Source organism: Kitasatospora albolonga, assembly GCA_002082585.1.
In the GTDB taxonomy this organism is placed as follows: Bacteria; Actinomycetota; Actinomycetes; order Streptomycetales; family Streptomycetaceae; genus Streptomyces; species Streptomyces stephensoniae.
Genome location: CP020563.1, coordinates 7986857 through 8013470 on the forward strand (window position 1 = coordinate 7986857; position 26614 = coordinate 8013470).

Genomic DNA, 26614 nt, shown 5'->3' on the forward strand with positions numbered 1-26614 from the left:
TCACGCCCCGCCTCCGTCCCGGGGCCTGCTGACAGCCCCTTCCCCGTGCAGCTCCCGGGCTCCGCCGTCCCGCGGCTCGTCCCGCGCCCCGGACTCCTCGGGCACCCCGGACATGCCCGCGCCCGGTGACCTGACCCCCGTGAGCTCCTGCGGCGCCCGGCCGTACCCGCCCGCCTCGCGCCGTACCCGTACCCGGACCCGTAGAACGGGCGTACGGGCCAGACCCAGCTCCGGCAGGCTCGCGCCCAGTACCCGGACGGCCTCGGCGCGTACCTCGTCCGGGTCGCCGTACCCCACACCGGCCAGGACCCTCGCCCGTCGGCGCCGCACGCTCACCCGGGCGTGGACCACCCCGGGGACGCCGAGGGCCCGTTCCCGCAGGACGCGGGCCGCCGCCGTACGGTCGAGCGCCGCCCGTACGTCCGGGGCGGGCGCCGCCATCCGCAGCCGCCGCCGCAGCCCCGGCAGGAGCGCGCAGCCCAGCAGCCACGCGCCCACCAGGGCCGCGACCGCTCCGCCGAGCCGTACGGCGGTGTCCGCCGGACCGTGGCCCGACGCCCAGTCGAGCACCGCCGTACGCCACCCGGCCGGGGCTTCGCCGAACCGGACCGCGACCACATCCACCAGCACAAGCCCGCACGCCACGGCTCCCACGGCCGCCAGCACCGCCGCGGGAACGCGGCGCCGCGCCCTGATCCGCGGGCCGGAACCGCCCTTGCCGTCGCCCGGGCTGTTGGCCGCCTCCACGGCATCCAGGGCCGCCGTCGGAGCGCCGGGCGACAGCGCGTCGACACGGACCTCGGCGCGCGGCACGGACAGCCCGGTCAGGGTGGCCGTCCGGGTCGCCGCCCGCTCCCGGACCCGCCGCGCGGCCTCGTCGGCCCGCACCGGATAGGGCAGCCGCACCCCGACCGCGATCCGCGCGGAGGCCCCGCGCACGGCGGCCGAACCCCGGAGCACCGACCCACCGTCGGGCAGCGCCTCGGCGGCGGCCCGCTCGGCGATCCGCCGGACCGCACGCGGGGCCACCGTCGTCGTACCGCGTTCACCGGCGGGCACCGTCACCGCCGCCTCCCCGCAAGCGAGTCGAGGAACTCCTGCAGACCGGTGCCCTCGTCCACGAGCCGCCCGGCGAACCAGCCCAGGGCGCCGAGCGCGCCGACCACGAGGAACGCCCCGAACCCGCCGAACCAGCCCGCGAACCCCAGCGCCATGCCCGCCGCCGCCCCGAGCACGCCCCGGCCCGGCACACCGTCCGCCGGGCCGGGCCCTTCCACCCTCGATGTCACGCCGTCACGCCACGCGGGTCTCGGTCACGGCGGCCTCGTCGTCGTCCTCGGGCAGGTGCACGTCGTTCACGGTCACATTGACCTCGACGACCTCCAGGCCCGTCGTCCGCTCCACCGCCGCGATGACGTTCTCGCGCACGTCCCGCGCCACATCGGTGATCGCGACGCCGTACTCGACGACGAGGTCCAGATCGATGGCCGTCTGCCGCTCGCCCACCTCGACCTTGACGCCCCGTCCGACGTTCGGCCGGCCGCCCGGCACGCGGTCGCGCACCGCGCCGATCGTGCGGGAGAGGCCGCCGCCCATGTCGTACACGCCCGGAATCTCCCGGGCCGCCATCCCCGCGATCTTCACGACGACGGTGTCGGCGATCGACGTACGGCCCCGGGTCGCCGCGGGCTCGGACGCCCCGGTGGTCCCGTGCCCCACGGTCGTCGTGCCGTCGGTCCCACGGTTCTGCTTCGGCCCGCCCGCGCCCGCCCGTGTGTCGGCGGCGGGAACGGCTGCGGCTGTCTGGGTGGTGGTCATGGAAACTCCTCGCACATCGCTCGGCTCGTTCTGCCTGACATCTCGTTGGACACGCTGTCCGCCGATTCGTCACGCGGGTTCCCGGAAACTTTTCGCCGATTCCCGATCGGACAGCGCGACCGGGGGCACACCAGTGCGTGACGTTTCGCCGTACCGGGTGTCCAAGAGAAGACCGCGACGGCAGAAGAGAACAGAAGAAGACGACGGAAGAAGACCGACAGGACCCGCAGCACCGAGAAGGTGTCGTGCGACCGACTGAGGGAGGGGCTGGTCCGTGCCCGGCGACGGGAATCAGATGACGGAACGGGCGCCGGAGGGCGCCCGGACCGACGAGGCGCTGCTGGTCGTACGGGCCGGGGAGGGCGACGAGGACGCGTTCGAGACGCTGGTACGGCGGCACAGCCCCGCCATGCTGCAACTCGCGGTGCGGCTCCTGGGGGACCGGGCGGACGCGGAGGACGCCGTTCAGGACGCCTTCGTCAGCGCCTGGCGCAAACTCCCCGAGTTCCGCCGGGACGCCTCGTTCCACACATGGCTCCACCGCATCGTCACCAACCGCTGCCTCAACCGGCTCAGGTCGCGCAGACCGGCGGCCGACCTCGATTCGGTTCCCGAGCAGGCCGCCCCGGAGCACCAGGCATCCCCCGTACGCGCCGTCGAGTCGCGGGCCGCGGCCGACGCGCTGGCCGAGGCGATGGCCGGCCTCTCGCCCGAGCAGCGTGTCTGCTGGGTGCTCCGGGAGATGCAGGGACTGTCGTACGAGAGCATTGCGGAAACGGTCGGAATCAGTCTGCAGGCGGTCCGCGGCCGGGTCTTCCGTGCCCGCCGCTACCTGACGGAGGCGATGAGCGCATGGCGATGAGCGCCAACCCCGGCCGGCCGGAAGAGGGCCGGTACGAAGAGGAGGAACGGCTCGCCTGCGGGCGCCTGCTGAGCGATGTCTGGGACGCCTGGGACACCGGCCGGACAGCCGCCGACCCCCACCTGGCGTCCTGCCCGCACTGCTCGGCGGCCCTGGCGGAACTCACCGGACTGGGCGATGCCGTACGCCGTACCTGCGCCGAGGAGCCCGGCTTCCCCGAAGCGGCCACGGCCGCGGTCACGGCCCGTGTGATGGACCTCGTCCGGCTCGAACTGCGCCCCGGCCGCCCGCTCCCCCTCGGGGAACCGGAGGAGGACCACTGGATCGTCGAGGCCACGGCGGCACGGCTGCTGCGGGCGGCGGTCGACGCGCTGCCCGGGGTACGGGCCGGGAGCTGCCGGATCGCCCCGCTCGACCCGGCCGACCCGACGGGCCCCGTCCATGTACGCGTCGAGGTCGCGGCGAGCCTGGGCCGGTCCCTGCCGGACGTGGCCGACGCCGTACGCGTACGGATCGCCGAGGCCGCCGACCGGGACATCGGCATCCGCCTCGGAGCGGCCGACGTGCGGGTCGTGGACATCCTGGAGGAAGAGGACGGCGGAAGCGGCCACGGCAGGGGAGGAGCGGCGCGATGACCACGGACACACTCCGGGACCGGCTCGCCGAAGCGGCGGCCGGGGCCGCCCAGGACGTCCCCGGCGTCGCCTTCCTGCGCCCCGGCGTCGTGGACCTGCTGCGGACGCGGGTCGCCGACCGGGCGCCGCGTCCGGCCACAGGGCCCGGCGCACGGGCACAGGGGGTACGGGTGAGCCGGGACGGGGCGACCGGCGCCTGGCACATCGACATCCGCCTCGTCCTGCGGCGCGGCCACCGCGCCCTCGACGTCACCCGCGCCGTGCACGCCGCGACGCTGGCCGCGGTCCGCGCCGAGCCGTCGGTCTCGGTACGGGTGACGGTCACGGGGGTGGTCTGAGCGGCCCGCCCGGGGAGGGGCCTGATGGACGGGTCCTCAGACCCCTCCCGCCTCCGCGCCCCCGCTCAGGCGCGCCACTCCGCCGTACGCTCCGGCGACGCCTCCGCCAGCGCCTTCACGACGGTGTCGGCATCGCCCTGGTTGCCGTACACCGGCGTCCCCGGCTGCTGACGCCACGACTCGTCCAGGCCGCCCGCGTCGACCGTGTCGAAGCCGAGCTCGTCGATGAGGTCGCGGACGGTCCGCTTGGCCGCCGCGTCGTCCCCGGCCACCGGGAGCGCCTGCCTGCCGGGGCTGCCCTGCGGACGCCCCCGGTCCAGGATGTCCTGCGCGTACGTCCCGTTGAACGCCTTGATCACGGGGTGGCCGATCTGCCGCTCGGTCCACCGGCTCTCCGGCAGCCCGTCCTCGATGGCCGCGATCCGGCCGTCGCGTTGCCGCGGGTAGTAGTTCCCGGTGTCGATGACCACCGCGCCTTCCGCCGCCGCGTCCAGGAACCCCGCGGGCAGGTCGGGTACGGCCTTCAGCGGGACGGTCACGACGACGACACGGGCGTCCCGTGCCGCCTCGGACGCGGTCACCGGAGTGGCTCCGGTCTCCTCGGCCAGGGCGGTCAGGGTCTCGGGGCCACGGGAGTTGGCCACCGACACCTCGTGTCCGAGGGCGGTCAGGCGCCTCGTCAGATTGCCGCCGATATTGCCCGCGCCGATAATGCCGATCTTCATGAGATCCGACCTTCCGATGAGTCCGGGATGGGGAGGAAGTGGTGCTGCCGATTCACCAACTTCGCTCCCCGGGGGACTATTCCGGGGGTTATGCCGTTCGTGGCGATCCTGCCGTGCGGTGGCCGGCGACGGGGCATCAGGTGAGCAGACGGCGGCGGTAGCCCTCGGCCACCGCCGAGGCCCGGTCGCGGACGCCGAGTTTGCCGTAGATGTGCTGCAGATGGGTCTTGACGCTCGCTTCGCCGATGAACAGCGCCGCAGCGGCCTCCCGGTTCGAACTGCCGTTCGCGACCAGTTGCAGCACCTCCTTCTCCCGATCGGTCAGTGTTCCGGCGCCGGGCCTCCGGACCTGCCCCATGAGGTGCTGCGTCACCGACGGCGCGAGCACCGACTCCCCGCGCGCGGCCGCACGGACGGCGCGCATCAGCTCCTCGGGCAGGGCGTCCTTCAGCAGGTATCCGATCGCGCCCGCCTCGATCGCCGGCAGGACGTCGCTCTCGCTGTCGAAGGTGGTCAGGACCAGCACCCGGGTGTTCGGGGCCGACTCGCGCAGGGCCGCGGTCGCGGCGACGCCGTCCATCACGGGCATCCGGAGGTCCATGAGCACGACATCCGCCGCCAGCAGCTTCGCGCGTTCGACGCCCTCGGCGCCGTCCCCGGCCTCACCGACCACGACCATGTCCTCGGCGTCCGCGAAGGTGTCGCGCAGACCGCCTCGTACGATCGGATGGTCGTCGACCACCACCAGTCGGATCATCGGTCGGTCTCCCCCTCCGCTCCCATGCCTCCGGGGGCGATCGCCGGAACGCGCGCGCTGACGGACGTCCCTTCACCCGGTGCGCTCTGCATCTCTAGGTGACCGCCGACCCCTCTGATGCGCTGGCGCATGCTCGTCAGGCCGAAGCCGGTGCCGTCGCCCTCCGCGAACCCTCGTCCATCATCCCGTACGTCCAGCAGCACCTCGGTGCCCGTGTACGACAGCGTGACACCGACGCGCGAGGCCCCCGCGTGCTTCGCCACATTGGTCAGCGACTCCTGCGCCACCCGGAAGAGCGACACCTCGATCGCCGGGCTCAGCGGCTCCCGGGCGCCGGTGACCTCCACCCGCGCTTCGACCCCCTGCTCCTCCGACCAGCGCTCGGTCAACGTGCGCAGCGCGTCGGGGAGGCGGGCCCGCCCGAGTTCCTGCGGGGCGAGCGCCCGTACGGACCGTCTGGCCTCGGTCAGACTGCTGCGTGCGAGCCGGAGCGCACGCGTGACGTGCTCCTCCGTCCCGCCCCGCACACGCGCGGAACGCTCCGCCGCCTGGAGCTGGGTGATGATTCCGGCGAGACCCTGGGCCAGCGTGTCGTGGATCTCGCCCGCCAGGCGCTGCCGCTCGTCCTGCGCCCCGGATTCACGGGCCTGGGCGACCAGTTGCGCATGGAGTCCGGCGTTCTCGTGGAGGGCCGCCTCCAGCCGCTCGACGAGCTCCTCCCGCCTGCGTTCCTCCGGTTCGCTCCGCGCCGTCAGCAGGATTCCCACCCCGATCGCCGCGGTCTGCACGGCGACGATCAGGACGAACTCCGCGAGGACGTCCGGGGCCGGGTCCGCCCACACGCGCATCGCCGAGCCGTTGAGGGCCACGGAGGTGGCCAGGACCCCGAGCACCCCCACCGGCCACGGCCTGAGCAGATACGCGTGGAAGAAGCCCGCGACGGTGAAGACGAGGAAGATGCCGGAGTACGTCATCAGGGTGACGCACAGCGCCAGCAGCCCGACGAAGAAGACGCCCGCAGACACGGGCCGGAGCGTCCTCCTCCTGATGGGCAGCGTATGGCCGAACAGCACCCACAGCACCGAGACCGCGACCAGACCGAGGACGAACGCGCCCTCGGGCCGGAAACGTTCACCGGAGCCCGGAAGCGCCCACGCGAAGTAGACCGCCGTCGAGACCGTCAGCAGCAGCCACGGCGTGATCAGCTGCAGAAGGTCCCAGACCCGCAGCTGCTCCTTCTTCCAGGCCAGCCGGGAGCGGTTCACGCTCTCCGCCTCTTCCGCGATGGCGGACTCGCGCGTCCCGGGGCCCGGGCGCCCACCGGCCCCGGCATCCCGCGTCATCGGCATCTACTCCCAGCGGAAGAGCTTGGCGGCGAGCGCGCTCGCGGTCACCGCGATACCCGCCATTATGGCGATCTGCAGCCAGAAGGGCTGCCCACCGGCGGTGGCGGTGACCTCGCCCGCTTCGGCGGACCACGCCGTGGTGAGGGCCTGGAGCCCGGGCGGTATGAACTCACCGGCCTCGCGCAGCACATCGGGCATGAGCACACGGGGCAGGAAGGCCCCGCCGAAGAACATCAGCGCGACGAACAGGAGCGTACCGGCCTGGTTCGCGGCACTGCTCGTGCGGGCCACGGCCGCCGAGACCAGACCGAGCCCGAGCAGTGCCGCATAGCCGACGACGAAGGCGACGGCGAACTCCAGGGGCCGCTCGGGCGGCGCGATGTCCAGCACCGCCCACGCGAGGAGGATCATGAGCACCGCGGAGACGACCACGGAGGCGAACGCGACCGCCATCTGCGCGAGCAGGACACTCCGCGGATGCACGGGAGTGGTCGACAGCCTGCGCAGGATGCCGCGCTCACGGTACGTCGCGATGACCGCCGGGACGTGCTGCACGGCGATCATCACCATCCCGAACACCAGGGCGGTCGGCGCCCAGATGTCGATGGACCGGAGCCCGCCGGTTTCCGGCGACGACTCCCTGAGCGCCGGGACGGCACCCAGCCCGAGCAGGAGTCCCGCCGGGAACAGCACACCGAAAACGACGGTGGCGGACTCCCGGAGGAAGAGTCTCGTCTCGACCTCGGCCGTCTTCAGAAGAGCATGCATCAGCCGGCCCTCCTCTCCGGGGGTTCCGGGGACTTCGGGGCGCGGCCCGTGAAGGCCACGAACGCGTCGTCGAGGTCGCGCCGGTCGACGCGGAGATCCTCCGCCACGACCCGCGCCCTGGCGAGAGCCCCCGCGACGCCGCTCAGAAGCTGCCCCCTGCCGGTGACCAGCCAGCGGCCCTCGGTGTTCTCGACACCGGTCACATCGGGAAGCCCGGCCAGGACGTTCCTGTCCAGCGGTTGGCTCACCCGGAACCGGACCCGCTGCACCGCGCTCGACCGCGCGATCAGCCCCTCGGGCGTATCCACTGCGGCGACCCGGCCGCCGTCGATGACGGCGATCCGGTCGCTGAGGCGCTCCGCCTCATCCATGAAGTGCGTGACGAGGAGGACCGTGACGCCCGTGTCGCGGACCCGCTCGATGAGGCTCCAGGTGTCGCGCCTGGCCTGCGGGTCCAGTCCCGTCGTGAGCTCGTCGAGAATCGCGACCTTCGGACCGCCGACCAGGGCGAGCGCGATCGAAAGCCGCTGCTTCTGCCCGCCCGAGAGAGCCTTGTACCGCGTGTCGCGCTTCTCTGCGAGACCGAGGAGCTCCATGAGCTCGCGCCGGTCGGCGGGGTTGCGGTAGAAGGAGCCGTAGAGCTCCAGGGCTTCGGCGACCTTGATCGCGTCCGGGAGGCTGCTCTCCTGCAGTTGCACGCCGAGCCGCTCACGCACCTCCGCCCGGTCCTCGACCGGGTCGAGCCCCAGCACCGAGACCGAACCGGAGTCCGGCGTTCGCAGCCCGGCGATGCTCTCGACGGTGGTCGTCTTGCCGGCGCCGTTGGGCCCGATGATGCCGAAGATCTCCCCCTCCTCGACGGTGAAGGAGACGTCGTCGACGGCAATGTGCCGCCCGTAGCGTTTATGCAGATTCCGTACGTCCAGTGCGGTCATACCGCGAAGTTACGAGCGCACCGCACCCCGCCGCATCGACCGAGGAGTTCGCACAGGGGTTGATTCGCCCATCCACCGTTCGGTGGATGCGCAGCACCTCGCGGAGCGCCCGAAGCCCTGGTCCGGGCCCCGCCGGAGACTTCCCGCACCCGCCGGGCCGGTGTGGGCCATTTGAGTGTCCTTGCCGGGCGCTCGCGCGGGACGGGGAAGGATGTCCCACCGGACCGATCGCCGCGGGTCCATCCTGGTCGCCGAGTCCACACGGGCCGTTGACCGAAGGAGCGTCGCAGTGACGACGAGGGGCATCTCGCAAACGGTGGAGACCGATGCCGCCGAAGGGGACGAACTTCCGGTACGGCGCAAGGAGCCGGGGAGCGTCGTCGTCAAGTGGATGACGTCCACGGACCACAAGACGATCGGCTCGCTCTACCTCGTCACCTCCTTCGCCTTCTTCTGCGTGGGAGGGCTGCTGGCCCTGGTGATGCGCGCCGAACTGGCGCGCCCCGGAACCCAGCTGATTTCGAACGAGCAGTTCAATCAGGCGTTCACGATGCACGGCACGATCATGCTGCTGATGTTCGCGACGCCGCTGTTCGCCGGGTTCGCGAACTGGATCATGCCGCTCCAGATCGGCGCGCCCGACGTGGCGTTCCCGCGGCTGAACATGTTCGCGTACTGGCTGTATCTTTTCGGCTCGCTCATCGTGGTGGCCGGGTTCCTCACCCCGCAGGGCGCCGCCGACTTCGGCTGGTTCGCCTATGCCCCGCTGAACGACGCGGTCCGCTCGCCGGGCATCGGCGCCGACATGTGGATCATGGGTCTGGCCTTCTCCGGCTTCGGTACGATCCTCGGCTCGGTTAACTTCATCACCACGATCATCTGCATGCGCGCCCCCGGCATGACGATGTTCCGCATGCCGATCTTCACCTGGAACGTCCTGCTGACCGGTGTTCTGGTCCTGCTGGCCTTCCCGGTCCTGGCCGCCGCCCTGCTGGCCCTGGAGGCGGACCGCAAGTTCGGCGCCCACGTCTTCGACCCGGCCAACGGCGGCGCGCTGCTGTGGCAGCATCTCTTCTGGTTCTTCGGCCACCCCGAGGTGTACATCATCGCCCTGCCGTTCTTCGGGATCGTCACCGAGATCTTCCCGGTGTTCAGCCGGAAACCGGTCTTCGGCTACATCGGCCTGGTCGCCGCCACCATCGCCATCGCGGGACTCTCCGCGACCGTTTGGGCGCACCACATGTTCGTCACCGGAGCGGTCCTGCTGCCGTTCTTCTCCTTCATGACCTTCCTCATCGCGGTGCCGACCGGAGTGAAGTTCTTCAACTGGATCGGCACGATGTGGAAAGGCTCGATCTCCGTCGAGACCCCGATGCTCTGGGCGATCGGATTCCTGGTCACCTTCCTCTTCGGCGGCCTCACCGGCATCATTCTCGCCTCGCCGCCGATGGACTTCCATGTCTCGGACTCGTACTTCGTCGTCGCACACTTCCATTACGTGGTCTTCGGCACGGTGGTCTTCGCGATGTTCGCCGGATTCCACTTCTGGTGGCCCAAGTTCACCGGAAAGATGCTCGACGAGCGGCTCGGTAAAATCACCTTCTGGACGCTGTTCGTCGGATTCCACGGCACCTTCCTGGTGCAGCACTGGCTCGGTGCCGAGGGAATGCCCCGCCGCTACGCCGACTATCTCGCCGCCGACGGCTTCACCGCACTGAACACGATCTCCACGATCGCATCCTTCGTGCTCGGCCTCTCCCTCCTGCCGTTCTTCTACAACGTCTGGAAGACCGCCAAGTACGGCAAGAAGATCGAGGTCGACGACCCCTGGGGCTACGGCCGTTCCCTGGAATGGGCGACCTCCTGCCCGCCGCCGCGCCACAACTTCGTCACCCTGCCGCGGATTCGCTCCGAATCCCCGGCGTTCGACCTGCACCACCCCTCGGTGCGCGTGCTCGACGAGGCCGCCAACCGGCCCGACGCCTCCGCCACCGTGGCACCGGGGGACAAACAGGAGTGAGCCCGCTCCACCCCGACCCGGACGGCCCGACGAGAGGAGGACGCGTGAAACCCGACAAGGACAGCGCCCGCGGCCTGGCCCAGCTGGAGGGCTATCTGCTGTGGAACGCCGAGGTCGAGAGGGCACGGCGGCAGGCCCGCCGCTTCACCGACGAACTGCCCTGGCTCACCACCGCCCAGCGCGAGGACGTGGAGCGCGTCTACCTCACCGACCGGGTCGCGGTCTCCCGCGAGTCCCTCACCCGCGTCCGCGACCGGGCGGCCGAACTGCGCGGGGAGTACACCCGGCGCTACGAACGGCTCCGGGCGCGCTGCGTCGCACTCTCGATCGTGTCCGTGGGCGCGGTCACCTGCGTCGGTACGTCGCTGGCTCTGCTCCTGCGCTGAGCCGGCCGGGACCCGGTGCGGCCCCGCACCGGGTCCCGGCCGCACCCGAAGGGACGGCGTACGAGAGACGCGTACGAGAGACGTCAGTGCCGTACGAGACAGAAAGGGTGCCCGGCGGGATCGGCGTAGACGCGCCAGCCGCGCCGCCCCTCACCCCCGTCGAGCAGGGACGCCCCCAGCGCGAGCACCTGTTCGTGGGCGCCGTCCAGATCGGTCACGGCGAGGTCCAGGTGGATCTGCTGGGACGGCTCCTGCCCCGGCCACCGGGGCGGCCGGTGGTCCGGGACCCGCTGGAAGGCCAGCACGAGCCCGGCCGAGTGCACGGTGGACCAGTCGTCGTCCAGGGCCCACCGCCGGTCGGGCCGGTCGACCTCCCCGCCGAGCAGCGACGCGTAGAAAGCGGCCATTTCCCCCGGGTTCCGGCAGTCGAGCACCACGCACTGCAACTCAGCGATCATGAACGCATCGTAGAAGGTCCGCCGGACGGGCCCTCACACCAGCACCCCGGAGCGCGCGGACGCCCGGTGCGCCGCCTCGAGATCCGCCAGCTGCGCCGCCAGCCGCTCCGCGTGCGACGGGGGCAGCCCGGCCGCCCGGTCGCCGAGATGGACCGCACAGGCCGTCGTCGTGTCCACGAGCCGCTCCAGCGCACCGGCCACCGCCTCGAAACCGGCCGTGTGCCCCGCGACCGGCGGAAGTTCGGCCGCCGAGAGATCCAGCGCGGCCCGCGCCGCGGCGAGCGAACGGTAGGCGTCGCGGCGCAGCACCCCCCGCCCCGGGCCGTCCTGGGGGCGGGCCAGCACATGCCGCAGATACCGGTGCCCGGCCGCCACCGCCGTGTCCACCGCCTCCCGCACCCCGTGGCCCCGCCGCCCGGGCAGCGGCAGATGCCCCACCAGCAGCACGATCGCGCAGGCCGTCAGCGACTCCACCACCCGGCCCCAGGCGGCCTGCGGCTCGCCCGCCAGCACGACGAGGCAGAGCACGAGCACCGTGACGACCGCGGTCTGGGCCGCGAAGTGCCGGGCGGCGACCGGGATCAGCGCCCCGCACAGAGCCACGGCTACGACCGCGGGCAGCGGACCGGCCACCACCGCGGACAACCCGGCAGCCCCGGCGAACCCCGCGAACACGGCGGCGCCCACGACCGTCCCCGCCGCCCGGCTGAGCACCCGGGAGACGAGCGGCCCGAGATCCGGCTTCACCAGGAACACCGCCGTGGCGGGCATCCAGTACCAGTGCTCATGCTCCAGGGCCAGCGCCACCGCCGCACTCACCCCGCAGCACAGCGCCACCCGGACCCCGTACTCCCGCCCCGCGGGGCCGAGGGCCCGGCGCAGCGGAGGACCGAGCCCCGGGCGCCCGCGCACGGTCCGCAGCGACTGCCCGTCCCGGCGGTCGAAGGCATCCGCGGCCGCCAGCAGGGCGTCGTCCAGGGCGCGCAGCCCCGCACCGGAACGCACCGGCGCGGGCAGCGGCCCGCACGCGCTCCCCGTACGCACCGCGTGCGCCAGCCGCCGAGGCCCCTCCGCGACCCGGCCGGGCAACACCTCACCGGCCCAGGCCAGCGCCGTCGCCGCCTCGGCCAGCGGAAGCGCCGCCGCGTACCGGGCATGCAGCCGCCGCTCCGCCGCCGAGCTCGCGTACCGCCGCAGCCGGGGGCCCGACAGGGCGTCCTGCGCCTGGTCGAGCGCCGCCGTGAGCGCCGCCCGGCGGGCCGGAGCCTCCGGACCGCCCGCCGCGCTCAGCAGCCCGGCCACCGCCGCGTACACCCCGGCGACCGCCTCGCGCTCACCGTCGTACCGGAAAGGGCCACCGGTCCGCCGGTGCGAGGGCAGCACCAGCCGCAGCGACAACGCCCACCCCGCCCCCGCCAGGAACAGCAGCGCCCGCTCCCCGCCGGACTCCGGGAGCGGCATACCGGCCCCGATCACGGCCGCGACCAGCAGCTGCGTACCGCACGCCGAAGCCACGGGCCCAGTCGCGCTGAGCGCCCCCGCCAGGAGCCCCAGCGCACCGAGCAGCACCGGCAGCACGAACACCCCCGCCCCCGGCGGACCGGCCGCCGGGAGCAGCGAACCGGCCAGCAGCCCGGCGGCGCCCGCCAGCGCGGGGACCCCCACCCGCGACACGGAGGAGCGCCGCCCGCCCGGCCGGTCGTTGATCCCGGCGAACATCGCCCCCAGCGCCGCCGGAACACCCGCCGTCGGCCGGTCGGCGAGCACCGCGACGAGCAGCGGGACCATGGCGAGCGCCCCGCGCAGCACCGCCCCGCCACGGACGGGTCCGCGCTGCGTACGCAGTACATGGCCGAGCCAGGGCGGCAACGGCCGGACGGCGAAGGGGAAGAGAGGTGACACCACCGGGCTCCGGTCCACAGGGGAGGGGCGATCCGCCGGAGGACACCGTCGGCCCGGGCGCTGATGTCAGTCTGGACCGGCGAGGTGGAGGCGGTGCTTCCGCCGCGTTTCCACCAGGTGAAAGATCACCGCGTGCCGCTCAGCGCGCCCCGAACTTCTGCGTCCACACCGGGCCGCCCCCGGAGTCCACCTTCCCTATACCCATCTCCTTGAAGGAGCAGTTCAGGATGTTCGCGCGGTGCCCCGGACTGTCCATCCACGCCTGCATCACATCGGCCGCGGTCCGCTGCCCCTTGGCGATGTTCTCGCCGTAGGTGCTCCACCGGTATCCGGCCGCGGTGATCCGGTCGCCCGGGCTGGTGCCGTCCAGGGAGGTGTGCGAGAAGTAGTCCCGGGACGCCATGTCGGCGGAGTGCCGCTGCGCCGCCGTCGCCAGCAGGTCGTTGGAGGCCACCGGACCGCAGCCCTCCTTCGCCCGCTCGGCGTTGACGATCTGGAGGACCTGGCCGCCCACCGACGCCGGGGGCGCGGGCGCCGGTGCGGGCGGCGGCGGGGGCTTGGGGGCGGGGGCGGCCGAGCTCGGGGCGGGGGGCCGGGTGCTCTTCGTCGGGGAAGCCTTCGGCGTACGCGAAGGGGTCGGCGACGGGGACGCGCTGGCCGAGGGGGAGGCGGAGGAGGCCGAGGCCGACGGCGAAGGAGCCGTCGGCGTGGGTGTGGGGGAGGGGGCGGCCGTCGTGGGCGGGGCCGTCGCGCTCTCCGTCGGAGCCCCGGCGCTCAGGGTCGTCGCGTCCCGCTCTTCGCCGTCGGTGTAGAGGTGTACGGCTGCGCCACCGGTACCGAGCGCCGCGACGGCCACCACGGCGGCGATGGCCGAGTTGCGGCGCCGCCGCCGTACCTGGCCGCGCCTGCGCTCGGCGCGGCCCGCACCGGACTCGGGGGCCACGGTGAGGTGCGCGGCCGTCGGCAGGAGATCCGGGGCCACCATGCCTGCGGCGGCCCCGGCCACCGGGACCAGCGCCAGACCCACCAGCAGCCCCTCCGCGGGCACGAGCCCCGAGCCGTGCCCCGAACAGACGGTGCACTCACGGGCGTGGCGGGCGAGCCGCTTGCGCCACAGGGCGGAGGGGACCCCGTCCCAGCCCGCCGTCATGTCCTCCAGCAGTACGCACGGCGGGTCGGCCGCCAGCGCGCCCACCACGACCCTGGCCGCCTCCAGCTGCGCCTTCATCCGCTGGACGCGTACGGCCGTGTGCTGGGGGGAGAGCTCCATGGCCGCCGCGACCTCGGCCCGCGACAGCTGGCCCGCCGTCTCCAGCCACCACAGCGACAGCAACGCGCGGTCGTCCTCGTCCAGCCACCGCGTCGCCTCCGCCACCTGACGCCGCTGCCCGGTCAGCCCGAGCCGCAGAATGGTCACCTCGACGAAGTCGGCGCGCGGGTCGGGCAGGTCGTAGGCGTCGTCCAGCCGGTCGGCGGAGACCGTCCCCGCCTGGCCCTCGCGCCAGTGCCGGCGTATCTCGTTCATGGCTATCGCCACCAGCCAGGAACGGAACCTCTCCGGATCACGGAGCTCGGGCAGGCTGCGCAGCATGCGCAGCACGGTCTCCTGCACCACGTCGTCGACGTCCGCGTGCCCGTTCAACGCCCGGCCGACGACGTTGTACAGCAGCGGCAGATACGACGCGACGAGCCGGTCCTTGGCTCCCTGGTCGCCGCTTCGCGCCGCCTCGATCAAGGCCGTCCCGTGATCCTTGCCCATGCTGTGCTCACTCTTCCGGGGTCCGGTGCTGTCACTTCCCACACTCGGGAGATGCGGTGCGGGCCGGACAATAACAAGAATCGGATAAGCATCCCGGATTTCTTCCCGCACCTCCCGTGTCCTTCAGGGAGCACTCGGCGCTCAGTACCCGGCTTCAGGAAGCACCCGGCACCCGGACGGACAGCGCACCCGGCCCGTGCCACAGGGGTGACCCGTGGCACGGACCGGGTGCGAGCGGACAGGGGCCGGCCGACCGGCCGCGTTCAGGCGCGGGGCGGCCCGTCCTGGTCGCGCTCCGTGCCGAACTGCTGCTTGAGCTTGTCCTGGGCGGTGTCGACCTGACCGCTGTACTTGCCCTTGGTCCGGTCGTCGACCATGTCACCCGCCTTGTCGATGCCCTTCCCGGCCTGGTCCTCATGGCCCTTGAACATCTTCTTGATCTTGTCCAGTGCGGACATGCCTGATCCTCCTCGCCTCTGCACCCCCACCCATCAAGGGTCACCGCACCCGGCCCGGCCCGCATCCGCGCGGCCCCGGCGCAGCGCCCGGAGCCCGTCGCGCGGTGAACCGCGGAAGCCCGGAAGTGTGAACCCGCGTGGGCTGGGCAGATACCGGTCACCTGGAGGAGGTGGTGGCCATGGGCCGCATCCGCATCGTTGTCCGTCGACCCCCGCCCCCGTCCGGGCCGCCCCCGCTCGACCTGCGCACTCCGTCCGGGCGGCCACTGCCCTACTGAACGGAGTACGGCGACCGGGCACCGGCACCCAGCGAGTGCGGCGGGCCCGTCACCGGCCGGAGTGCGGCGGCTCGTCGTCGTACCGCCCCGAAGGCGGTCCCGGCAGCGGCGCGAGCTGCTCCACCAGCGCCTCCAGCTCCACCACCGCGTGCTCCGTTTCGCGGCGGATGTTCTGGTGCTCGGCCACGATCGCCCCGAGCAGCAGCGCCGTGAGCGCCACGCACCCGTTGAGCACGGTCAGATTGGCCATGATCTCCATCAGCGTGTGCCCCGCGAACGGGCCCAGCGCATCCGTCCCGGCGGTGATCGCCAGCACCGACACCACCAGGGCGCACGGCGCGCTGCCGGGCAGCTGGAAGCGGAGCGCCGCCCAGATGATCACCGGGAACACCAGATAGATCATCGAGAGCGAGCTCCTCGTGGAGATGAGCCCCGCCGCGACCACGACGACCGCCAGGAGGCACGCCTCCGGCCACCGGTCGGACAGCCGGGGCCACCGCACCCGGCTCAGCACCAGCAGTACGGGGGTGACCACGAGGACCCCCATGGCGTCCCCGGCCCACCACGACGACCAGACCAGCCAGAACCGTCCCGGGGGGACCTTGTCGTCGAGCATCAGCGTCACGCTCCCGGCGGTGGCGCTGATCAGCATCCCGGCGAACGCGCCGAGGAAGACCAGGCAGACCCCGTCCCGCAGCCTGGCCAGCTCGCCGCGGAAACCCACCCGGCGCAGCAGCGCGTAGGCGGCGAGCGGCGCGAGGGTGTTGCCGAGGACGATGCCCAGCCGGGACATGGTGAACGCGTCACCGATGGCGGAGACGGTGAAGAGCGCTCCCAGGGCGATACCCGGCCAGATCCGGGCCCCGAGGTACAGCAGGGCGGCGAGCGAGATCCCGGTGGGCGGCCAGAGCGGGGTGACCACGGCACCGTCCACCACCACCTGGCGCGTCAGCCCGAGCCGTCCCGACAGGTAGTAGGCGCCGGCCACGCCCAGGACCTGCGCCACGTACACGGCCCCACGTCTGGCTTCCTTGCTGTGGATCACAGCTCTCATCAGACACCGACCGCGCGGGGGAGACCGCCGGTGACACGCCCCCTACGGTTCCCGCGTCACCGTTCCCGTACCGCCGTCGCCGTGCCGCCGGGGCACCCGGTCACCGCCCCCGGGCCGGAGCATGGCGCAGTACGAGCACGGCCGCGTCGTCCTCGTGCCCCGTCAGCTCGGCCGCCCCCAGGACACCGTCGGCCAGCTCGTCCGCGTTCGCCCCGGCATGCGCGGCCACCAGCCGCCGCACTCGGTCCAGGCCGTCCTCGATCAGCAGCGACGGGCCCTCCACCACCCCGTCGGTGAGCAGCACGATCGCGCCCTCGGTGTGCAGGGTGCGCCGGGTGACCGGATACCTCTCACCCGTCTGGATGCCCAGCGGTAGTCCCCCCGGGTCCTCCGTGACGCCCGACCGCCCGTCCACGGTCGCCCACACGCTGGCCACATGCCCGGCCCGCGCACTGTGCAGCTCCCAGGTGCGCGGGTCCAGCCGCAGGAACGTACAGGTCGCGAAGAGACCGGAGTCCACCGAGAGCAGGAGGTCGTTGGTCCGGCCCATCACCTCGCCCGGGTCGGAGACCGTACCGGCGATCGCCCGCATGGCGATGCGCACCTGCCCCATGAAGGCCGCCGCCTCCACGTCGTGCCCCTGGACGTCACCGATCGCGAACCCGAGGGCACCGTCCGCGAGCGCGAAGCCGTCGTACCAGTCGCCGCCGATGTCCAGGCCGTCCCGGGCGGGCGTGTACCGCGCGGCGGACTGGAGACCGGGGAGGGCGGGCAGGGTCGCCGGAAGCATGTCGCGCTGAAGGGCCTGCGCGAGTTCCACTCTGGCCTGGTGGAATTCCACCTCCCGCCGAGCGCGGGCAGTGAGGCTCTGCAACGTGGTGAGCAGGTCCTCGGCGCTTACTGAGCGGGGAGTCCGACGCCGGTTCATGGGCTGCTCCGCGGTGCGTGAGTCCCTGAATCATATGGTCTGCACCCCCCAGCGGCGACTTCGTGGGGCTCCTCAGGGCCGCCGGGCCCGGTACAGATCGCGGAGCAGGGCGATCTCGGCTCCGTGGTGCAGGATCTCCTGGTTCACCCACCAGACGACATCGACGAACAGGTCCTCGGCATCGCTGCCGTACGGATAGACGCTGTGTCCGACAGTGTCGAGAGCGGCATCGTCCGCGCCGAGCAGCGCCGTGCGCCACGCGTCCGCCGCGGCGGAGAACGACGCCACCGCCCCGGCGGCGTCGCCGGGGACGGGGAGGTCGGCCCGGGACAGGGAGCGGCCGCCGTCCGTGTGGTCCGCGCGGAGCGTCAGCATCTCGCTCACATGGCTGAGCCGCCAGGCGATGGTGGTGAACGGCGGCGGAAAAGGGTGCGGCGACCGCGCGGAGTCGCGCCCCCAGTCGCCGCGCCCTTCGAGCACCGTGGCACGCGGCCCGGGCCCCGCCGCACGGCGGCGGACGGACCAGCAGTCCGGCACGGGCTCCCAGAAGTACTCGTCGTCGCCGAGCGGGGTGACGCCGATCCGGACACCGTTCCCGCTGTCCATGAGAGGCCCCGCCAGACGGCCGGTGAGCCGCTCACGGGCGAAGTCGAACTGCTCCAGCAGGGGGACGAGGCGTGGCGGTGTGACCATCGGGGGGGCTGCTCCTGAACGTGCGCGTCGCGTGGGGCCGGTCCGCCGGGACCCTTCCACACGGGTCCACCGACCGCATCCGCTTTCCTGCCGGGGGCTTCGAGGGCTCCGGGGCCTTTCGAGAGCTCCGGGCAGGTGCCGAGGGCGTCCGGCCCGACGCCCGGCCGGTGGCCGGATGGCCCCGCACGCCGGGCCGTTGTCAGTGGCCGGTGGGATGCTGCCTGCATGGACGAGCTGATGAGGCAGCGACGGGTGTACGGCACCGATCACGATGATCCGCACCCCGGCCCGAGGCCGGGCCACGACTACCGGGAACTGGTCGGCGGCCCGCTCGACGGCCTGCTCCTGGACGTCACCGGCTGGAGCGACGAGGCCCTGCGCGAGGGGGCCGGGCTGGTCACCGAGATAGGCGCCTACGGACCGGGCGGCCGTGCCGAGTACGGGCCCCGCTCGATCGACGGCCACCAGTGGGACTGGCGCGGAGACGTGCGCTGAGGGGGACCCGTTCTCCGGGGGAGGCCGCGCCGGGCACCGCCGCGGCACACGCCCGGCTGCCCAAGGCACCCGCCCCGGCCCCGCTGGACGGGAGACCAGCCCCGGCCCCGCTGGGCGGGGGAGGAGAACAGGACCGTCACACCGTCCGATAGATTTCCCGGTCATGTGGGCTTTGAGTGCTGTCGGACACCGTCGGCTGGGCGCGGCAGGCGCCCTGGCCGCCGCAGCGGGCGGCTGGATCTCCGGAAAGCTGCCGGCCCACGACCCCTGGGGCCTGTGGATCGACCACGGGCCCACCGTGCGGACGGCCGCCGCCGTCCTCGCCTACACCGGGCTGACCGTCCTCGTCGTCGCCTGGTGGCAGTACGGCAGAACCGCCTCCTCCGTGCGCGAGACGCTCGTCACCCTCGCCTGGTGGACGGCGCCGTTCCTGCTCGTGCCCCCGCTCTACAGCGCCGACGTCTACAGCTACATCGCCCAGGGCGCGATGGTCATCGAGGGCCACGACGTCTACAGCGTCGGCCCCTCCAGCCTGGACCCCGCCGGGATCGGCGGCGACGCGGCGGCGAGCGTCGGCAACCACTGGCGCGACACCCCGGCCCCGTACGGCCCCCTCTTCCTGCTGCTCTCCGCCGCCGTGGCCAAGGTGACCGGCGGCACGATCGTGCCCGCCGTCCTGGCGATGCGCCTCATCGCGCTCGCCTCGCTCCTCCTGATCGTCTGGGCCCTGCGCCGACTGGCCCGCGAGCACGGCCGCAGCGAGAGCCGCGCCCTGTGGCTGGGGGCGCTCAACCCGCTCCTGCTGATGCACGTGGTCGCGGGCATGCACAACGACGGTCTGATGATCGGCCTGATGCTGGCCGGGCTGGTGCTCGCGCTGCGCGGCAGCTGGGTCGCGGGCAGCGCCCTCGTCGGGCTCGCGATGATGGTCAAGTCCCCGGCCGCCGTGTCACTGCTGTTCATCGGTGTCACCGTGCACGCGTCGGCGACCGGTCCGCAGCTCCGCCGCTGGGCCAAGGGGCTCCTCGCACCGGGCCTCGTCGCGTGCGCCGTGGCCGGGTCCGCGACGCTGGTCAGCGGCACCGGCTTCGGCTGGCTCAGGACCCAGGGCGTCGCGGGCAACATCCACACCGCGCTCTCCGTCGTCAGCGACCTCGGTCTCGGCCTCGGCGAACTGGGCCGCCTGCTCCTGGGCACCGACCCCGAACCGGTCAAGTCCGCCGTGCAGACCCTCGGCCTGGCCGTCGCCGTCGTCCTGATCCTCGTCCTGGCCCGGAAGTCGATGAACGGCCATCTGCCCCCGGTCCACGCCCTGGGCCTGGCCCTGCTCGTCCTGGTCGCGCTCTCGCCCATGGTGCAGCCCTGGTACCTCCTGTGGGGGCTGGTCGTCGTGGCCGCCACCCAGCAGCACGGCCGGGTCACCACGGTCCTCGTCGTCCTGTCGGCGGCGCTCGTGTACGAGACCCACCCCACGGGAGCCACCCCGCCCTACGGGTTCGCCCTCGCCGCGGTCGCCGCCGTCATCGCCACGCTCGCCGTCCGCCGCACCCCGCTCCTCCCGGAGCCCGCCCAGGTGCCCGCACCCCGCAACGGCCGCCCGGCCGCCCCGCTGAACACCGACGCCCGGCTCAGCGGCTGAGCACCGACAGCACCGCGCGGAAAAACGCTCGACGCCCCGCACGGGCCTCCCGTACGCTGATCACGTCCTGTTGTCTCCGATAGAGGTGGACGTTGCGCATCTGAGGTCCGCGATCATCACGCGGTACGGCCCGGCCCGTACGCCGGTCACGACGCTGTCGGCACACCTGCCGCCCGTGGCCCCCGCGTGGATGCGACCTCGGTGCTGAGCCGTCCCGCCCTCCCGCAGGACCTCTCACCCCCACCCTCCGGTTTCCCCGGCCCGGTCGCCGCGTGCTGCTCGCATACGAAGCCCCCCTTCCCAGCGCCTTCGACTGCGAGAACCCACATGAGCCATCCCACCGCGCCCAGCGCTTCCGCCGCCTGTTCCGGCCTGACCTTCCACTGGCCCGACGGCACCACCGTCCTCGACGGGCTCTCCCTCACCGTCCCCCGGGGCTGTACCGGACTGGTCGGCGCCAACGGCACCGGCAAGTCCACCCTGCTCCACCTGCTCGCCGGACGGCTGCGCCCCTCCCAGGGCTCCGTCACCGTCGGCGGCAGCCTCGCCCACCTTCCCCAGGACATCACCCTCGACACGGACCTCAGGGTCGACGCGGCCCTGGGCATCGCAGGGCGGCGCGCCGCCCTGCGCGCCATCGAATCCGGAGACGTAAAAGAAGAACACTTCGAGACCGTCGGGGACGACTGGGACGTCGAGGAGCGCGCCCTGGCCACCCTCGGCTCGCTCGGACTCGGCTCCATCGACCTGGACCGCACCGTCGGCCGGCTGTCCGGCGGCGAGACCGTCCTGCTGTGTCTGGCCGCCCTGCTGCTGGAGCGCCCCGACGTCCTGCTCCTCGACGAACCGACCAACAACCTGGACCTGTTCGCCCGCCGTCGGCTCTACGAGGCCGTGGACTCCTGGCGTACGGGCATCCTCGTCGTCGTCAGCCACGACCAAGAGCTCCTGGAACGGGTCGACCGGATCGCGGAACTGCGCTCGGGCTCCGTCAGCTGGTACGGCGGCGGCTGGTCCGACTACCAGGAGGCTCTCGCCACCCAGCAGGAGGCGGCCGGCCGGATGCTGCGCTCCGCCGAGGCCGACGTACGGCGCCAGCAGCGCGAGCTGGAGGAGGCCCGGATCAAGGTGGCCCGCCGACAGCGCCACGACAAGAAGCTGAACGACCGGCGGCGGGCCCCGCGCATCGTCGCGGGCGAACGCAAGCGCAACGCCCAGGAGTCCGGCGACCGGCTGCGGGTACTGCACGAGGACCGGCTCGACGAGGCCCGCGAACGGCGGGAGGAGGCGGCCGAGGCGATCCGCCGGGACGCCGAGATCCGCGTGGACCTGCCCCACACCGCCGTACCCGCGGGCCGCACGGTGCTGACCCTGGACGGGCTGAGCCTGCCCTTCGGGGAACTGCGCGAGGGCAGCCTCCATGTGCACGGACCGGAGCGCATCGCCCTGGTCGGCCGCAACGGGGCGGGGAAGACGACCCTGCTGCGCACCCTCACCGGCGAGCTGGAGCCGTCGGCGGGCGAGGCCACCGTCTCCGTCCCGCTGCGCTTCCTGCCGCAGCGCCTGGACGTGCTCGACGACGGGCTGAGCATCGCCGAGAACGTCGCCCGCGCCGCCCCCGGCCTCACCGACAACCAGATCCGCTCCCAGCTCGCACGGTTCCTCTTCAAGGGAGCGCGGGCGGAACAGCCTGCGGGGACCCTCTCCGGAGGGGAGCGGTTCCGTGCCGCCCTCGCGGCGACCATGCTCGCCGCTCCCGCCCCCCAGCTGCTGATGCTCGACGAGCCGACCAACAATCTGGACACGGCCAGCGTCCGGCAGCTGACCGGCGCCCTGACGTCCTACGAGGGAGCGCTCCTCGTCGCCAGCCACGACCTGGCGTTCCTGGACGCGATCGGGATCACCCGCTGGATCATGCTCTCGGACGGGCTCCACGAGACGAGCGCGGAGGAGGTGCGCGAGCTGCTGGGCGCATCGGACACCGACTGACCGCACTGATCCGGCCGACCGCGAAGACGAAGACGACGAGTCCTGGACGTGGGCCGGGGTGCGGGAGTGGGGGCAACCGCCCGGGCCCGGTCAGGCCGCTTCGTAGCGGTGGGCCCGCCCACCGCGCCATTCCACCCAGACCGCGTTGTCGAGTATCCGGTCGGGGTCCTCCAGGCCCGCCCCGCTCAGGAACACGATGACGTCGTGATCGCTGTGGGCCAGCCCGAGTATCTCGTCCCGGCCTTCGTAGTGCACGGTCACCCGGCGGCCGCCCGAGGGGGTCGGCCGGTGGATGACGATCGGGGGAGTAGCCATGGCTCCACCCTGCGCCGGGCCCGCCGGACCCGCATCCCCGCCCGGACCCGCCTGCGGCGCCCGCGCCCCCCGCACAGGCCGCCGGAGGGGCTCATCGTGCCGTCGCCGTGAGTTCCACCGTTGTTGTGACGCGGACCAGCGAGGGCCTGCGCGGCGCGGAACCGAAGCCGAAGTCCACCGGGGGATCGAGCGGGGCGAGCCCACCGAGGCTCGTCCCGTCCAGCACCGCCCGCGCCTCCCGTACGGACCACAGCCCCCGCGCCCCGTACCACTCGCGCCGCCCCGACCCCGCGCTGCCCAGCGTGCGTACGCCGGGCATCAGCCGGGCCGGTACGTCGCACAGCGCCGCCCAGGTACGGCTCCGGGCGAGCGGGGCGGGCACGGCGGACAGGGCCAGCCCCAGGGCGGACCTCCGGCCGGTCCGCATCCACAGGTCCAGCCCGCCCGCCTCCACGTGCCACTCGGCCCCGGAGACGGTCACGGCGACGGGCACCACGTCGATCCGTTCGAAGTGGTACGTGGCGGAGACGAACTCCGCGACCCGCCGCGAGGGCGCCAGCAGTACCCGCTCACCGCCGGGCCGCTGCACCATCACATCGCTGAACGCGCCGAACGGTGACCGGGGCCAGTGCCCCACCACCAGCCGGGTCCCCGACGACGTCCCCACACCGGCGATCCAGCCGTCGAACCGGAGCCGTTCGCCCGCCACGGCCGCCTACTCGAAGCGCGACGGGTCACCGGCGCCCCGGCGCACGATCTCCGGTTCGTCACCGGAGAAGTCGATGACCGTGGTGGGCGAGGTGCCGCAGTCACCCGAGTCGATCACGGCGTCCACCTCGTGGTCGAGCCGTTCCTTGATCTCCCAGCCCTGCGTCAGCGGCTCCTCCTCGTCCGGCAGGAGAAGGGTGCTGGAGAGCAGGGGCTCGCCGAGCTCGGTCACCAGCGCCTGGGTGACGGCATGGTCGGGGATGCGGACCCCGACCGTCTTCTTCTTCGGGTGCAGCAGCTGGCGCGGCACCTCCTTCGTCGCCGGGAGGATGAAGGTGTAACTCCCGGGCGTGGCCGCCTTGACCGCCCGGAACACGTCGTTGTCGACGCGGACGAACTGCGCCAGCTGCGCGAAGTCGTGGCACACGAGCGTGAAGTGGTGGCGGTCGTCGAGGTTGCGGATCGTCCGGATACGGGCGATGCCGTCGCGGTTGCCCAGCTGACAGCCCAGCGCGTAACAGGAGTCGGTCGGATACGCGACGAGCGCACCGGAACGGATGCTGTCGACCACCGTGCCGATGGTGCGCGGCTGGGGATTCTCGGGGTGCACGTCGAAGTACTTGGCCATCCGCCGAGCTTACGTGTTTCCCGTCGGCCCGTCCGGCCGGTGGAGGCGACGAGGCCGGTGGAGGCGACGAGGCGGAAAGGCGGCCCGGCACACACCGGACCGCCTTCCCGCTCACCTCCGTACGGCTTTCCTACGGGGCTCCCTCGGATTCCGCGCGGTCAGACCGTGGCGGACCCGACCAGCTCCTCCAGGACGTCCTCCATCGTCACGAAGCCGATGACCGTGCCCTTGCCCCCGGCGACGGCGGCGAGGTGCGTACCGGCGGCGCGCATCGCCGTGAGGGTGTCGTCGAGCGGGGTGTCGATCTCGACCCGGATGACGGGGTGGATCGCGCTCGTGGGCAGCGGCTTGGTGCGCTCCGCGACCCCGAGGGCGTCCTTGATGTGCAGATACCCCAGCACCCCGTCGTCCGGCCCGGTCACCGGCAGCCGGGAGAAGCCCGAGGCGACCGCCGCCCGCTCCAGCTGCTGGGCGGTGATGCCGAGGTCGACGGTGACGGTCCGGTTCAGCGGGACCATCACCTCACCGACCGGCCGGGTGCCCAGCTCCAGGGCGTCCCGCAGCCGCTCGCCGTCGGCCGGGGCGAGCAGACCGGCATCGCTGGAGTCCTTCACCAGACGGACCAGCTCGTCGTCGGTGAAGACCGAGGAGACCTCGTCCTTGGGGTCGACCTTCAGCAGCCGCAGCAGCATGTTCGCGAACGCGTTGATACCGAAGATGACCGGTCGCAGCGCCCGGGTGAGGGCGACCAGGGCCGGACCCAGCGCCAGGGCCGTCGCCGTAGGCGCGGCGAGCGCGATGTTCTTCGGGATCATCTCGCCGATGAGCATGTGGAGATAGGTCGCCAGGGTCAGCGCGATGACGAAGGCGATCGGGTGGACCAGCGGGCCGGGCACCCCGATCGCGTCGAACGGCGGCTCCAGCAGGTGCGCGATGGCCGGCTCGGCGACGGCACCCAGCACCAGGGAGGAGATGGTGATGCCGAGCTGGGCCGTGGCCATGGCGGCCGACAGATTCTCCAGGCCCCACAGCGTGCTCTTGGCGCGCCTGCTGCCCTGTATGGCCTGCGGTTCGATCTGGCTGCGGCGCACGGAGATCAGGGCGAACTCGGCGCCGACGAAGAACGCGTTCGTGAGGAGCGTGAGCGCGCCGATGAGAAGCTGAACGGTGGTCATCGGGCGTCCTCCTCCACGAGGCTCAGGGCCGGTGCGGGCGCCGTGACACGCACCCGGTCGGCACGGTGGTGCTCGATGTCGAGCACGTCGAACTGCCAGCCGTCGACCTCCACCCGGTCCGTGCGGACCGGGATGCGGGCCAGCTGGTTGGCGAGGAGACCGGCGAGCGTCTCGTACGGGCCTTCCGGCGCGGAGAAACCGATCCGGTCGAGCTGGTCCAGCCGGATGCTGCCCTCGGCCTCCCAGACCCGGCGGCCGTCGCCGAGCGGCTCGGCCGGTGCCAGGTCGGGGCGCTCGTGCGGGTCGTGCTCGTCCCGGACCTCACCGACGACCTCCTCCACGATGTCCTCCACCGTGGCGACGCCCGCAGTACCGCCGTACTCGTCGATGACGACCGCCATCGTCCGGTGCCGCCGCATCTGCGCCAGCAACCGGTCCACCGGCAGTGAGTCCGGTACGAGAAGGGGCTCGGTCGCCAGGGCCGTGACCGGGGTCCGGGCGCGCTCGGCCTCGTCCAGGGCCAGGACATCGCGGATGTGGACCGTACCGATGACCTGGTCCAGGCTGTCGCGGTAGACCGGGAACCGGGACAGCCCGGTCGCCAGCGTCAGGTTGGCGGCGTCGGCCGCGGTGGCGTGGGCCTCCAGGGCCCGTACGTCCACACGGGGCGTCATCACGTTCTCGGCGGACAGCTCGGCCAGGTGCAGGGTGCGGACGAAGAGCTCCGCGGAGTCCTGCTCGATGGCGCCCTGACGGGCCGAGTGCTGGGCGAGAGCGATCAGCTCCTGCGGCGTACGGGCCGAAGCCAGCTCCTCGGCCGGCTCCAGGCCGAACCGGCGCACGGCACGGTTGGCCGTGTTGTTCAGATGGCGGATCAACGGGGCGAAACAGGCCGTGAACGCGCGCTGCGGGCCCGACACCACCTTGGCGACGGCGAGCGGACTGGAGATCGCCCAGTTCTTCGGGACGAGCTCACCGATCACCATGAGGACGACGGTGGACAGCGCCACACCGAGCAGGGTGGCGACCGTGGACACGGCACCCCCCGGCAGACCGGCCGACTCAAGGGGGCCGCGCAGGAGCACGGCGATGGACGGCTCGGCGAGCATGCCGATGACCAGGGAGGTCACGGTGATGCCGAGCTGGGCGCCGGAGAGCTGGAACGTCAGCCGCTTGGCGGCCTTGAGCGCGCTCTCGGCACCGCGCTCACCGGCCTGCGCGGCGCGTTCGAGTTCGCCGCGCTCGATGGTGGTGAGCGAGAACTCTGCCGCGACGAACACCGCGCACGCCAGAGTCAGCCCGAGGGCGAGAAGGAGCAGGAGCACTTCGCTCACCGTGTCACCTCCGTCCCCTGGTGTGCCGGGGCAGGGATGACACGGTTCGTACTGGGAGGCTCACCCATTGCGGTACCGCAGCTCCTTCTCTGTTCGGGTCGTCGGGCTCGACGTTGAGGGGCGGGCGAAACCCGCCCTGTTGATAGTAAAGGGACCGCAAAGCAATGGGGAGTGGTGCGCATCACAGCGCGTGTCCGCCGGACAGGGCCCC

General features: G+C 72.8%; 27 protein-coding genes and 1 pseudogene. 8 read left to right on the top strand and 20 right to left on the bottom strand.

The window, feature by feature from the left end:
- From B7C62_34720 to B7C62_34730, 3 genes are read right to left on the bottom strand one after another with little or no spacing between them, the layout of a single operon-like run.
- Positions 1 to 1065, bottom strand: coding sequence for a DEAD/DEAH box helicase (locus B7C62_34720; protein ID ARF76872.1), 1065 nt, complete (start codon positions 1063 to 1065; stop codon positions 1 to 3).
- Positions 1062 to 1289 (bottom strand): hypothetical protein, encoded by a 228-nt coding sequence (locus tag B7C62_34725; protein ARF76873.1) that lies wholly within the window; start codon positions 1287 to 1289, stop codon positions 1062 to 1064. The genes B7C62_34720 and B7C62_34725 overlap by 4 nt, the downstream gene beginning before the upstream one ends.
- Positions 1290 to 1293: 4 nt before the next feature.
- Positions 1294 to 1818, bottom strand: a complete 525-nt coding sequence (locus tag B7C62_34730) for an alkaline-shock protein (protein ARF76874.1) — start codon at positions 1816 to 1818, stop codon at positions 1294 to 1296.
- Between the two features lie 295 nt (positions 1819 to 2113).
- Between B7C62_34730 and B7C62_34735 the strand changes: the two genes are divergently transcribed.
- The 3 genes from B7C62_34735 to B7C62_34745 are packed head-to-tail and all read left to right on the top strand — an operon-like array spanning position 2114 to position 3653.
- Positions 2114 to 2680 carry an RNA polymerase subunit sigma-70 gene (locus B7C62_34735; protein ARF76875.1) on the top strand — a complete coding sequence of 189 codons (567 nt, stop codon included), beginning with the start codon at positions 2114 to 2116 and terminating at the stop codon, positions 2678 to 2680.
- Positions 2671 to 3315 (top strand): hypothetical protein, encoded by a 645-nt coding sequence (locus B7C62_34740; GenBank protein ID ARF76876.1) that lies wholly within the window; start codon positions 2671 to 2673, stop codon positions 3313 to 3315. Before B7C62_34735 ends, B7C62_34740 begins: the two co-directional genes overlap by 10 nt.
- Positions 3312 to 3653 (top strand): hypothetical protein, encoded by a 342-nt coding sequence (locus tag B7C62_34745; GenBank protein ARF76877.1) that lies wholly within the window; start codon positions 3312 to 3314, stop codon positions 3651 to 3653. Before B7C62_34740 ends, B7C62_34745 begins: the two co-directional genes overlap by 4 nt.
- Before the next feature lie 65 nt (positions 3654 to 3718).
- Here the strand turns inward: B7C62_34745 and B7C62_34750 are convergent, their stop codons facing one another.
- The 5 genes from B7C62_34750 to B7C62_34770 form a co-directional block, all read right to left on the bottom strand.
- On the bottom strand, positions 3719 to 4378 hold the full coding sequence (locus tag B7C62_34750) for an NADP oxidoreductase (GenBank protein ARF76878.1): 660 nt from the start codon (positions 4376 to 4378) through the stop codon (positions 3719 to 3721).
- 136 nt (positions 4379 to 4514) lie between these two features.
- The gene (locus B7C62_34755) at positions 4515 to 5135 is read right to left on the bottom strand and encodes a DNA-binding response regulator (GenBank protein ID ARF76879.1); all 621 of its coding nucleotides are present in this window, start codon (positions 5133 to 5135) and stop codon (positions 4515 to 4517) included.
- Complete coding sequence (locus B7C62_34760; GenBank protein ID ARF77520.1) at positions 5132 to 6478, bottom strand: hypothetical protein; 1347 nt, start codon at positions 6476 to 6478, stop codon at positions 5132 to 5134. Before B7C62_34760 ends, B7C62_34755 begins: the two co-directional genes overlap by 4 nt.
- A gap of 6 nt (positions 6479 to 6484) precedes the next feature.
- Positions 6485 to 7249 (bottom strand): ABC transporter, encoded by a 765-nt coding sequence (locus B7C62_34765; GenBank protein ARF76880.1) that lies wholly within the window; start codon positions 7247 to 7249, stop codon positions 6485 to 6487.
- A complete protein-coding gene (locus B7C62_34770) occupies positions 7249 to 8184 on the bottom strand; it encodes a multidrug ABC transporter ATP-binding protein (GenBank protein ID ARF76881.1) in 936 nt (311 codons plus the stop codon). The genes B7C62_34765 and B7C62_34770 overlap by 1 nt, the downstream gene beginning before the upstream one ends.
- A gap of 289 nt (positions 8185 to 8473) precedes the next feature.
- On the opposite strand from B7C62_34770, the gene B7C62_34775 reads away from it, so the two are divergent.
- Both B7C62_34775 and B7C62_34780 read left to right on the top strand, forming a co-directional pair.
- Positions 8474 to 10204, top strand: a complete 1731-nt coding sequence (locus tag B7C62_34775) for a cytochrome c oxidase subunit I (protein ARF76882.1) — start codon at positions 8474 to 8476, stop codon at positions 10202 to 10204.
- Positions 10205 to 10248: 44 nt separating this feature from the next.
- Positions 10249 to 10590 carry a hypothetical protein gene (locus tag B7C62_34780; GenBank protein ID ARF76883.1) on the top strand — a complete coding sequence of 114 codons (342 nt, stop codon included), beginning with the start codon at positions 10249 to 10251 and terminating at the stop codon, positions 10588 to 10590.
- 83 nt (positions 10591 to 10673) lie between these two features.
- Here B7C62_34780 and B7C62_34785 read toward each other — a convergent pair whose 3' ends face one another.
- From B7C62_34785 to B7C62_34815, 7 genes are all read right to left on the bottom strand, one after another.
- Positions 10674 to 11048: a glyoxalase gene (locus tag B7C62_34785; GenBank protein ID ARF76884.1), complete on the bottom strand. Its 375-nt coding sequence runs from the start codon at positions 11046 to 11048 to the stop codon at positions 10674 to 10676.
- Positions 11049 to 11081: 33 nt separating this feature from the next.
- Complete coding sequence (locus B7C62_34790; GenBank protein ID ARF77521.1) at positions 11082 to 12857, bottom strand: hypothetical protein; 1776 nt, start codon at positions 12855 to 12857, stop codon at positions 11082 to 11084.
- A gap of 232 nt (positions 12858 to 13089) precedes the next feature.
- Entirely contained in the window at positions 13090 to 14709 is a 1620-nt protein-coding gene (locus B7C62_34795) for an RNA polymerase (GenBank protein ID ARF76885.1), read from the bottom strand.
- 263 nt (positions 14710 to 14972) lie between these two features.
- A complete protein-coding gene (locus B7C62_34800; protein ID ARF76886.1) occupies positions 14973 to 15167 on the bottom strand; it encodes a kanamycin biosynthetic protein in 195 nt (64 codons plus the stop codon).
- A gap of 327 nt (positions 15168 to 15494) precedes the next feature.
- A complete protein-coding gene (locus tag B7C62_34805) occupies positions 15495 to 16499 on the bottom strand; it encodes a hypothetical protein (protein ID ARF76887.1) in 1005 nt (334 codons plus the stop codon).
- Positions 16500 to 16599: 100 nt separating this feature from the next.
- Entirely contained in the window at positions 16600 to 17427 is an 828-nt protein-coding gene (locus B7C62_34810) for a serine/threonine protein phosphatase (GenBank protein ID ARF76888.1), read from the bottom strand.
- A gap of 72 nt (positions 17428 to 17499) precedes the next feature.
- The gene (locus tag B7C62_34815) at positions 17500 to 18120 is read right to left on the bottom strand and encodes a hypothetical protein (protein ARF76889.1); all 621 of its coding nucleotides are present in this window, start codon (positions 18118 to 18120) and stop codon (positions 17500 to 17502) included.
- 225 nt (positions 18121 to 18345) lie between these two features.
- Here B7C62_34815 and B7C62_34820 point away from each other — a divergent pair, with 225 nt between their 5' ends.
- The 3 genes and pseudogenes from B7C62_34820 (at position 18346) to B7C62_34830 (ending at position 22243) form a co-directional block, all read left to right on the top strand.
- Positions 18346 to 18615, top strand: a complete 270-nt coding sequence (locus B7C62_34820) for a hypothetical protein (protein ID ARF76890.1) — start codon at positions 18346 to 18348, stop codon at positions 18613 to 18615.
- Positions 18616 to 18778: 163 nt separating this feature from the next.
- Positions 18779 to 20337 (top strand): annotated as a pseudogene (locus B7C62_34825) (hypothetical protein).
- 244 nt (positions 20338 to 20581) lie between these two features.
- A complete protein-coding gene (locus tag B7C62_34830; protein ARF76891.1) occupies positions 20582 to 22243 on the top strand; it encodes an ABC transporter in 1662 nt (553 codons plus the stop codon).
- A gap of 90 nt (positions 22244 to 22333) precedes the next feature.
- Here the strand turns inward: B7C62_34830 and B7C62_34835 are convergent, their stop codons facing one another.
- From B7C62_34835 to B7C62_34855, 5 genes are all read right to left on the bottom strand, one after another.
- Complete coding sequence (locus tag B7C62_34835) at positions 22334 to 22558, bottom strand: hypothetical protein (GenBank protein ID ARF76892.1); 225 nt, start codon at positions 22556 to 22558, stop codon at positions 22334 to 22336.
- Positions 22559 to 22649: 91 nt separating this feature from the next.
- Positions 22650 to 23267, bottom strand: coding sequence for a hypothetical protein (locus tag B7C62_34840; GenBank protein ARF76893.1), 618 nt, complete (start codon positions 23265 to 23267; stop codon positions 22650 to 22652).
- 6 nt (positions 23268 to 23273) lie between these two features.
- The gene (locus tag B7C62_34845) at positions 23274 to 23894 is read right to left on the bottom strand and encodes a threonylcarbamoyl-AMP synthase (protein ID ARF76894.1); all 621 of its coding nucleotides are present in this window, start codon (positions 23892 to 23894) and stop codon (positions 23274 to 23276) included.
- Between the two features lie 158 nt (positions 23895 to 24052).
- The gene (locus tag B7C62_34850; GenBank protein ID ARF76895.1) at positions 24053 to 25069 is read right to left on the bottom strand and encodes a hypothetical protein; all 1017 of its coding nucleotides are present in this window, start codon (positions 25067 to 25069) and stop codon (positions 24053 to 24055) included.
- On the bottom strand, positions 25066 to 26403 hold the full coding sequence (locus B7C62_34855) for a hypothetical protein (protein ARF76896.1): 1338 nt from the start codon (positions 26401 to 26403) through the stop codon (positions 25066 to 25068). Before B7C62_34855 ends, B7C62_34850 begins: the two co-directional genes overlap by 4 nt.
- Positions 26404 to 26614 lie beyond the last annotated feature (211 nt).

Bases quoted from the DNA above. Each gene is read 5' to 3' on its own strand.
- B7C62_34730 (ARF76874.1), bottom strand. From the start codon at position 1,818: ATGACCACCACCCAGACAGCCGCAGCCGTTCCCGCCGCCGACACACGG.
- B7C62_34735 (ARF76875.1), top strand. From the start codon at position 2,114: ATGACGGAACGGGCGCCGGAGGGCGCCCGGACCGACGAGGCGCTGCTG.
- B7C62_34740 (ARF76876.1), top strand. From the start codon at position 2,671: ATGGCGATGAGCGCCAACCCCGGCCGGCCGGAAGAGGGCCGGTACGAA.
- B7C62_34745 (ARF76877.1), top strand. From the start codon at position 3,312: ATGACCACGGACACACTCCGGGACCGGCTCGCCGAAGCGGCGGCCGGG.
- B7C62_34750 (ARF76878.1), bottom strand. From the start codon at position 4,378: ATGAAGATCGGCATTATCGGCGCGGGCAATATCGGCGGCAATCTGACG.
- B7C62_34755 (ARF76879.1), bottom strand. From the start codon at position 5,135: ATGATCCGACTGGTGGTGGTCGACGACCATCCGATCGTACGAGGCGGT.
- B7C62_34760 (ARF77520.1), bottom strand. From the start codon at position 6,478: ATGACGCGGGATGCCGGGGCCGGTGGGCGCCCGGGCCCCGGGACGCGC.
- B7C62_34765 (ARF76880.1), bottom strand. From the start codon at position 7,249: ATGCATGCTCTTCTGAAGACGGCCGAGGTCGAGACGAGACTCTTCCTC.
- B7C62_34770 (ARF76881.1), bottom strand. From the start codon at position 8,184: ATGACCGCACTGGACGTACGGAATCTGCATAAACGCTACGGGCGGCAC.
- B7C62_34785 (ARF76884.1), bottom strand. From the start codon at position 11,048: ATGATCGCTGAGTTGCAGTGCGTGGTGCTCGACTGCCGGAACCCGGGG.
- B7C62_34795 (ARF76885.1), bottom strand. From the start codon at position 14,709: ATGGGCAAGGATCACGGGACGGCCTTGATCGAGGCGGCGCGAAGCGGC.
- B7C62_34800 (ARF76886.1), bottom strand. From the start codon at position 15,167: ATGTCCGCACTGGACAAGATCAAGAAGATGTTCAAGGGCCATGAGGAC.
- B7C62_34805 (ARF76887.1), bottom strand. From the start codon at position 16,499: ATGAGAGCTGTGATCCACAGCAAGGAAGCCAGACGTGGGGCCGTGTAC.
- B7C62_34810 (ARF76888.1), bottom strand. From the start codon at position 17,427: ATGAACCGGCGTCGGACTCCCCGCTCAGTAAGCGCCGAGGACCTGCTC.
- B7C62_34815 (ARF76889.1), bottom strand. From the start codon at position 18,120: ATGGTCACACCGCCACGCCTCGTCCCCCTGCTGGAGCAGTTCGACTTC.
- B7C62_34820 (ARF76890.1), top strand. From the start codon at position 18,346: ATGGACGAGCTGATGAGGCAGCGACGGGTGTACGGCACCGATCACGAT.
- B7C62_34830 (ARF76891.1), top strand. From the start codon at position 20,582: ATGAGCCATCCCACCGCGCCCAGCGCTTCCGCCGCCTGTTCCGGCCTG.
- B7C62_34835 (ARF76892.1), bottom strand. From the start codon at position 22,558: ATGGCTACTCCCCCGATCGTCATCCACCGGCCGACCCCCTCGGGCGGC.
- B7C62_34845 (ARF76894.1), bottom strand. From the start codon at position 23,894: ATGGCCAAGTACTTCGACGTGCACCCCGAGAATCCCCAGCCGCGCACC.
- B7C62_34850 (ARF76895.1), bottom strand. From the start codon at position 25,069: ATGACCACCGTTCAGCTTCTCATCGGCGCGCTCACGCTCCTCACGAAC.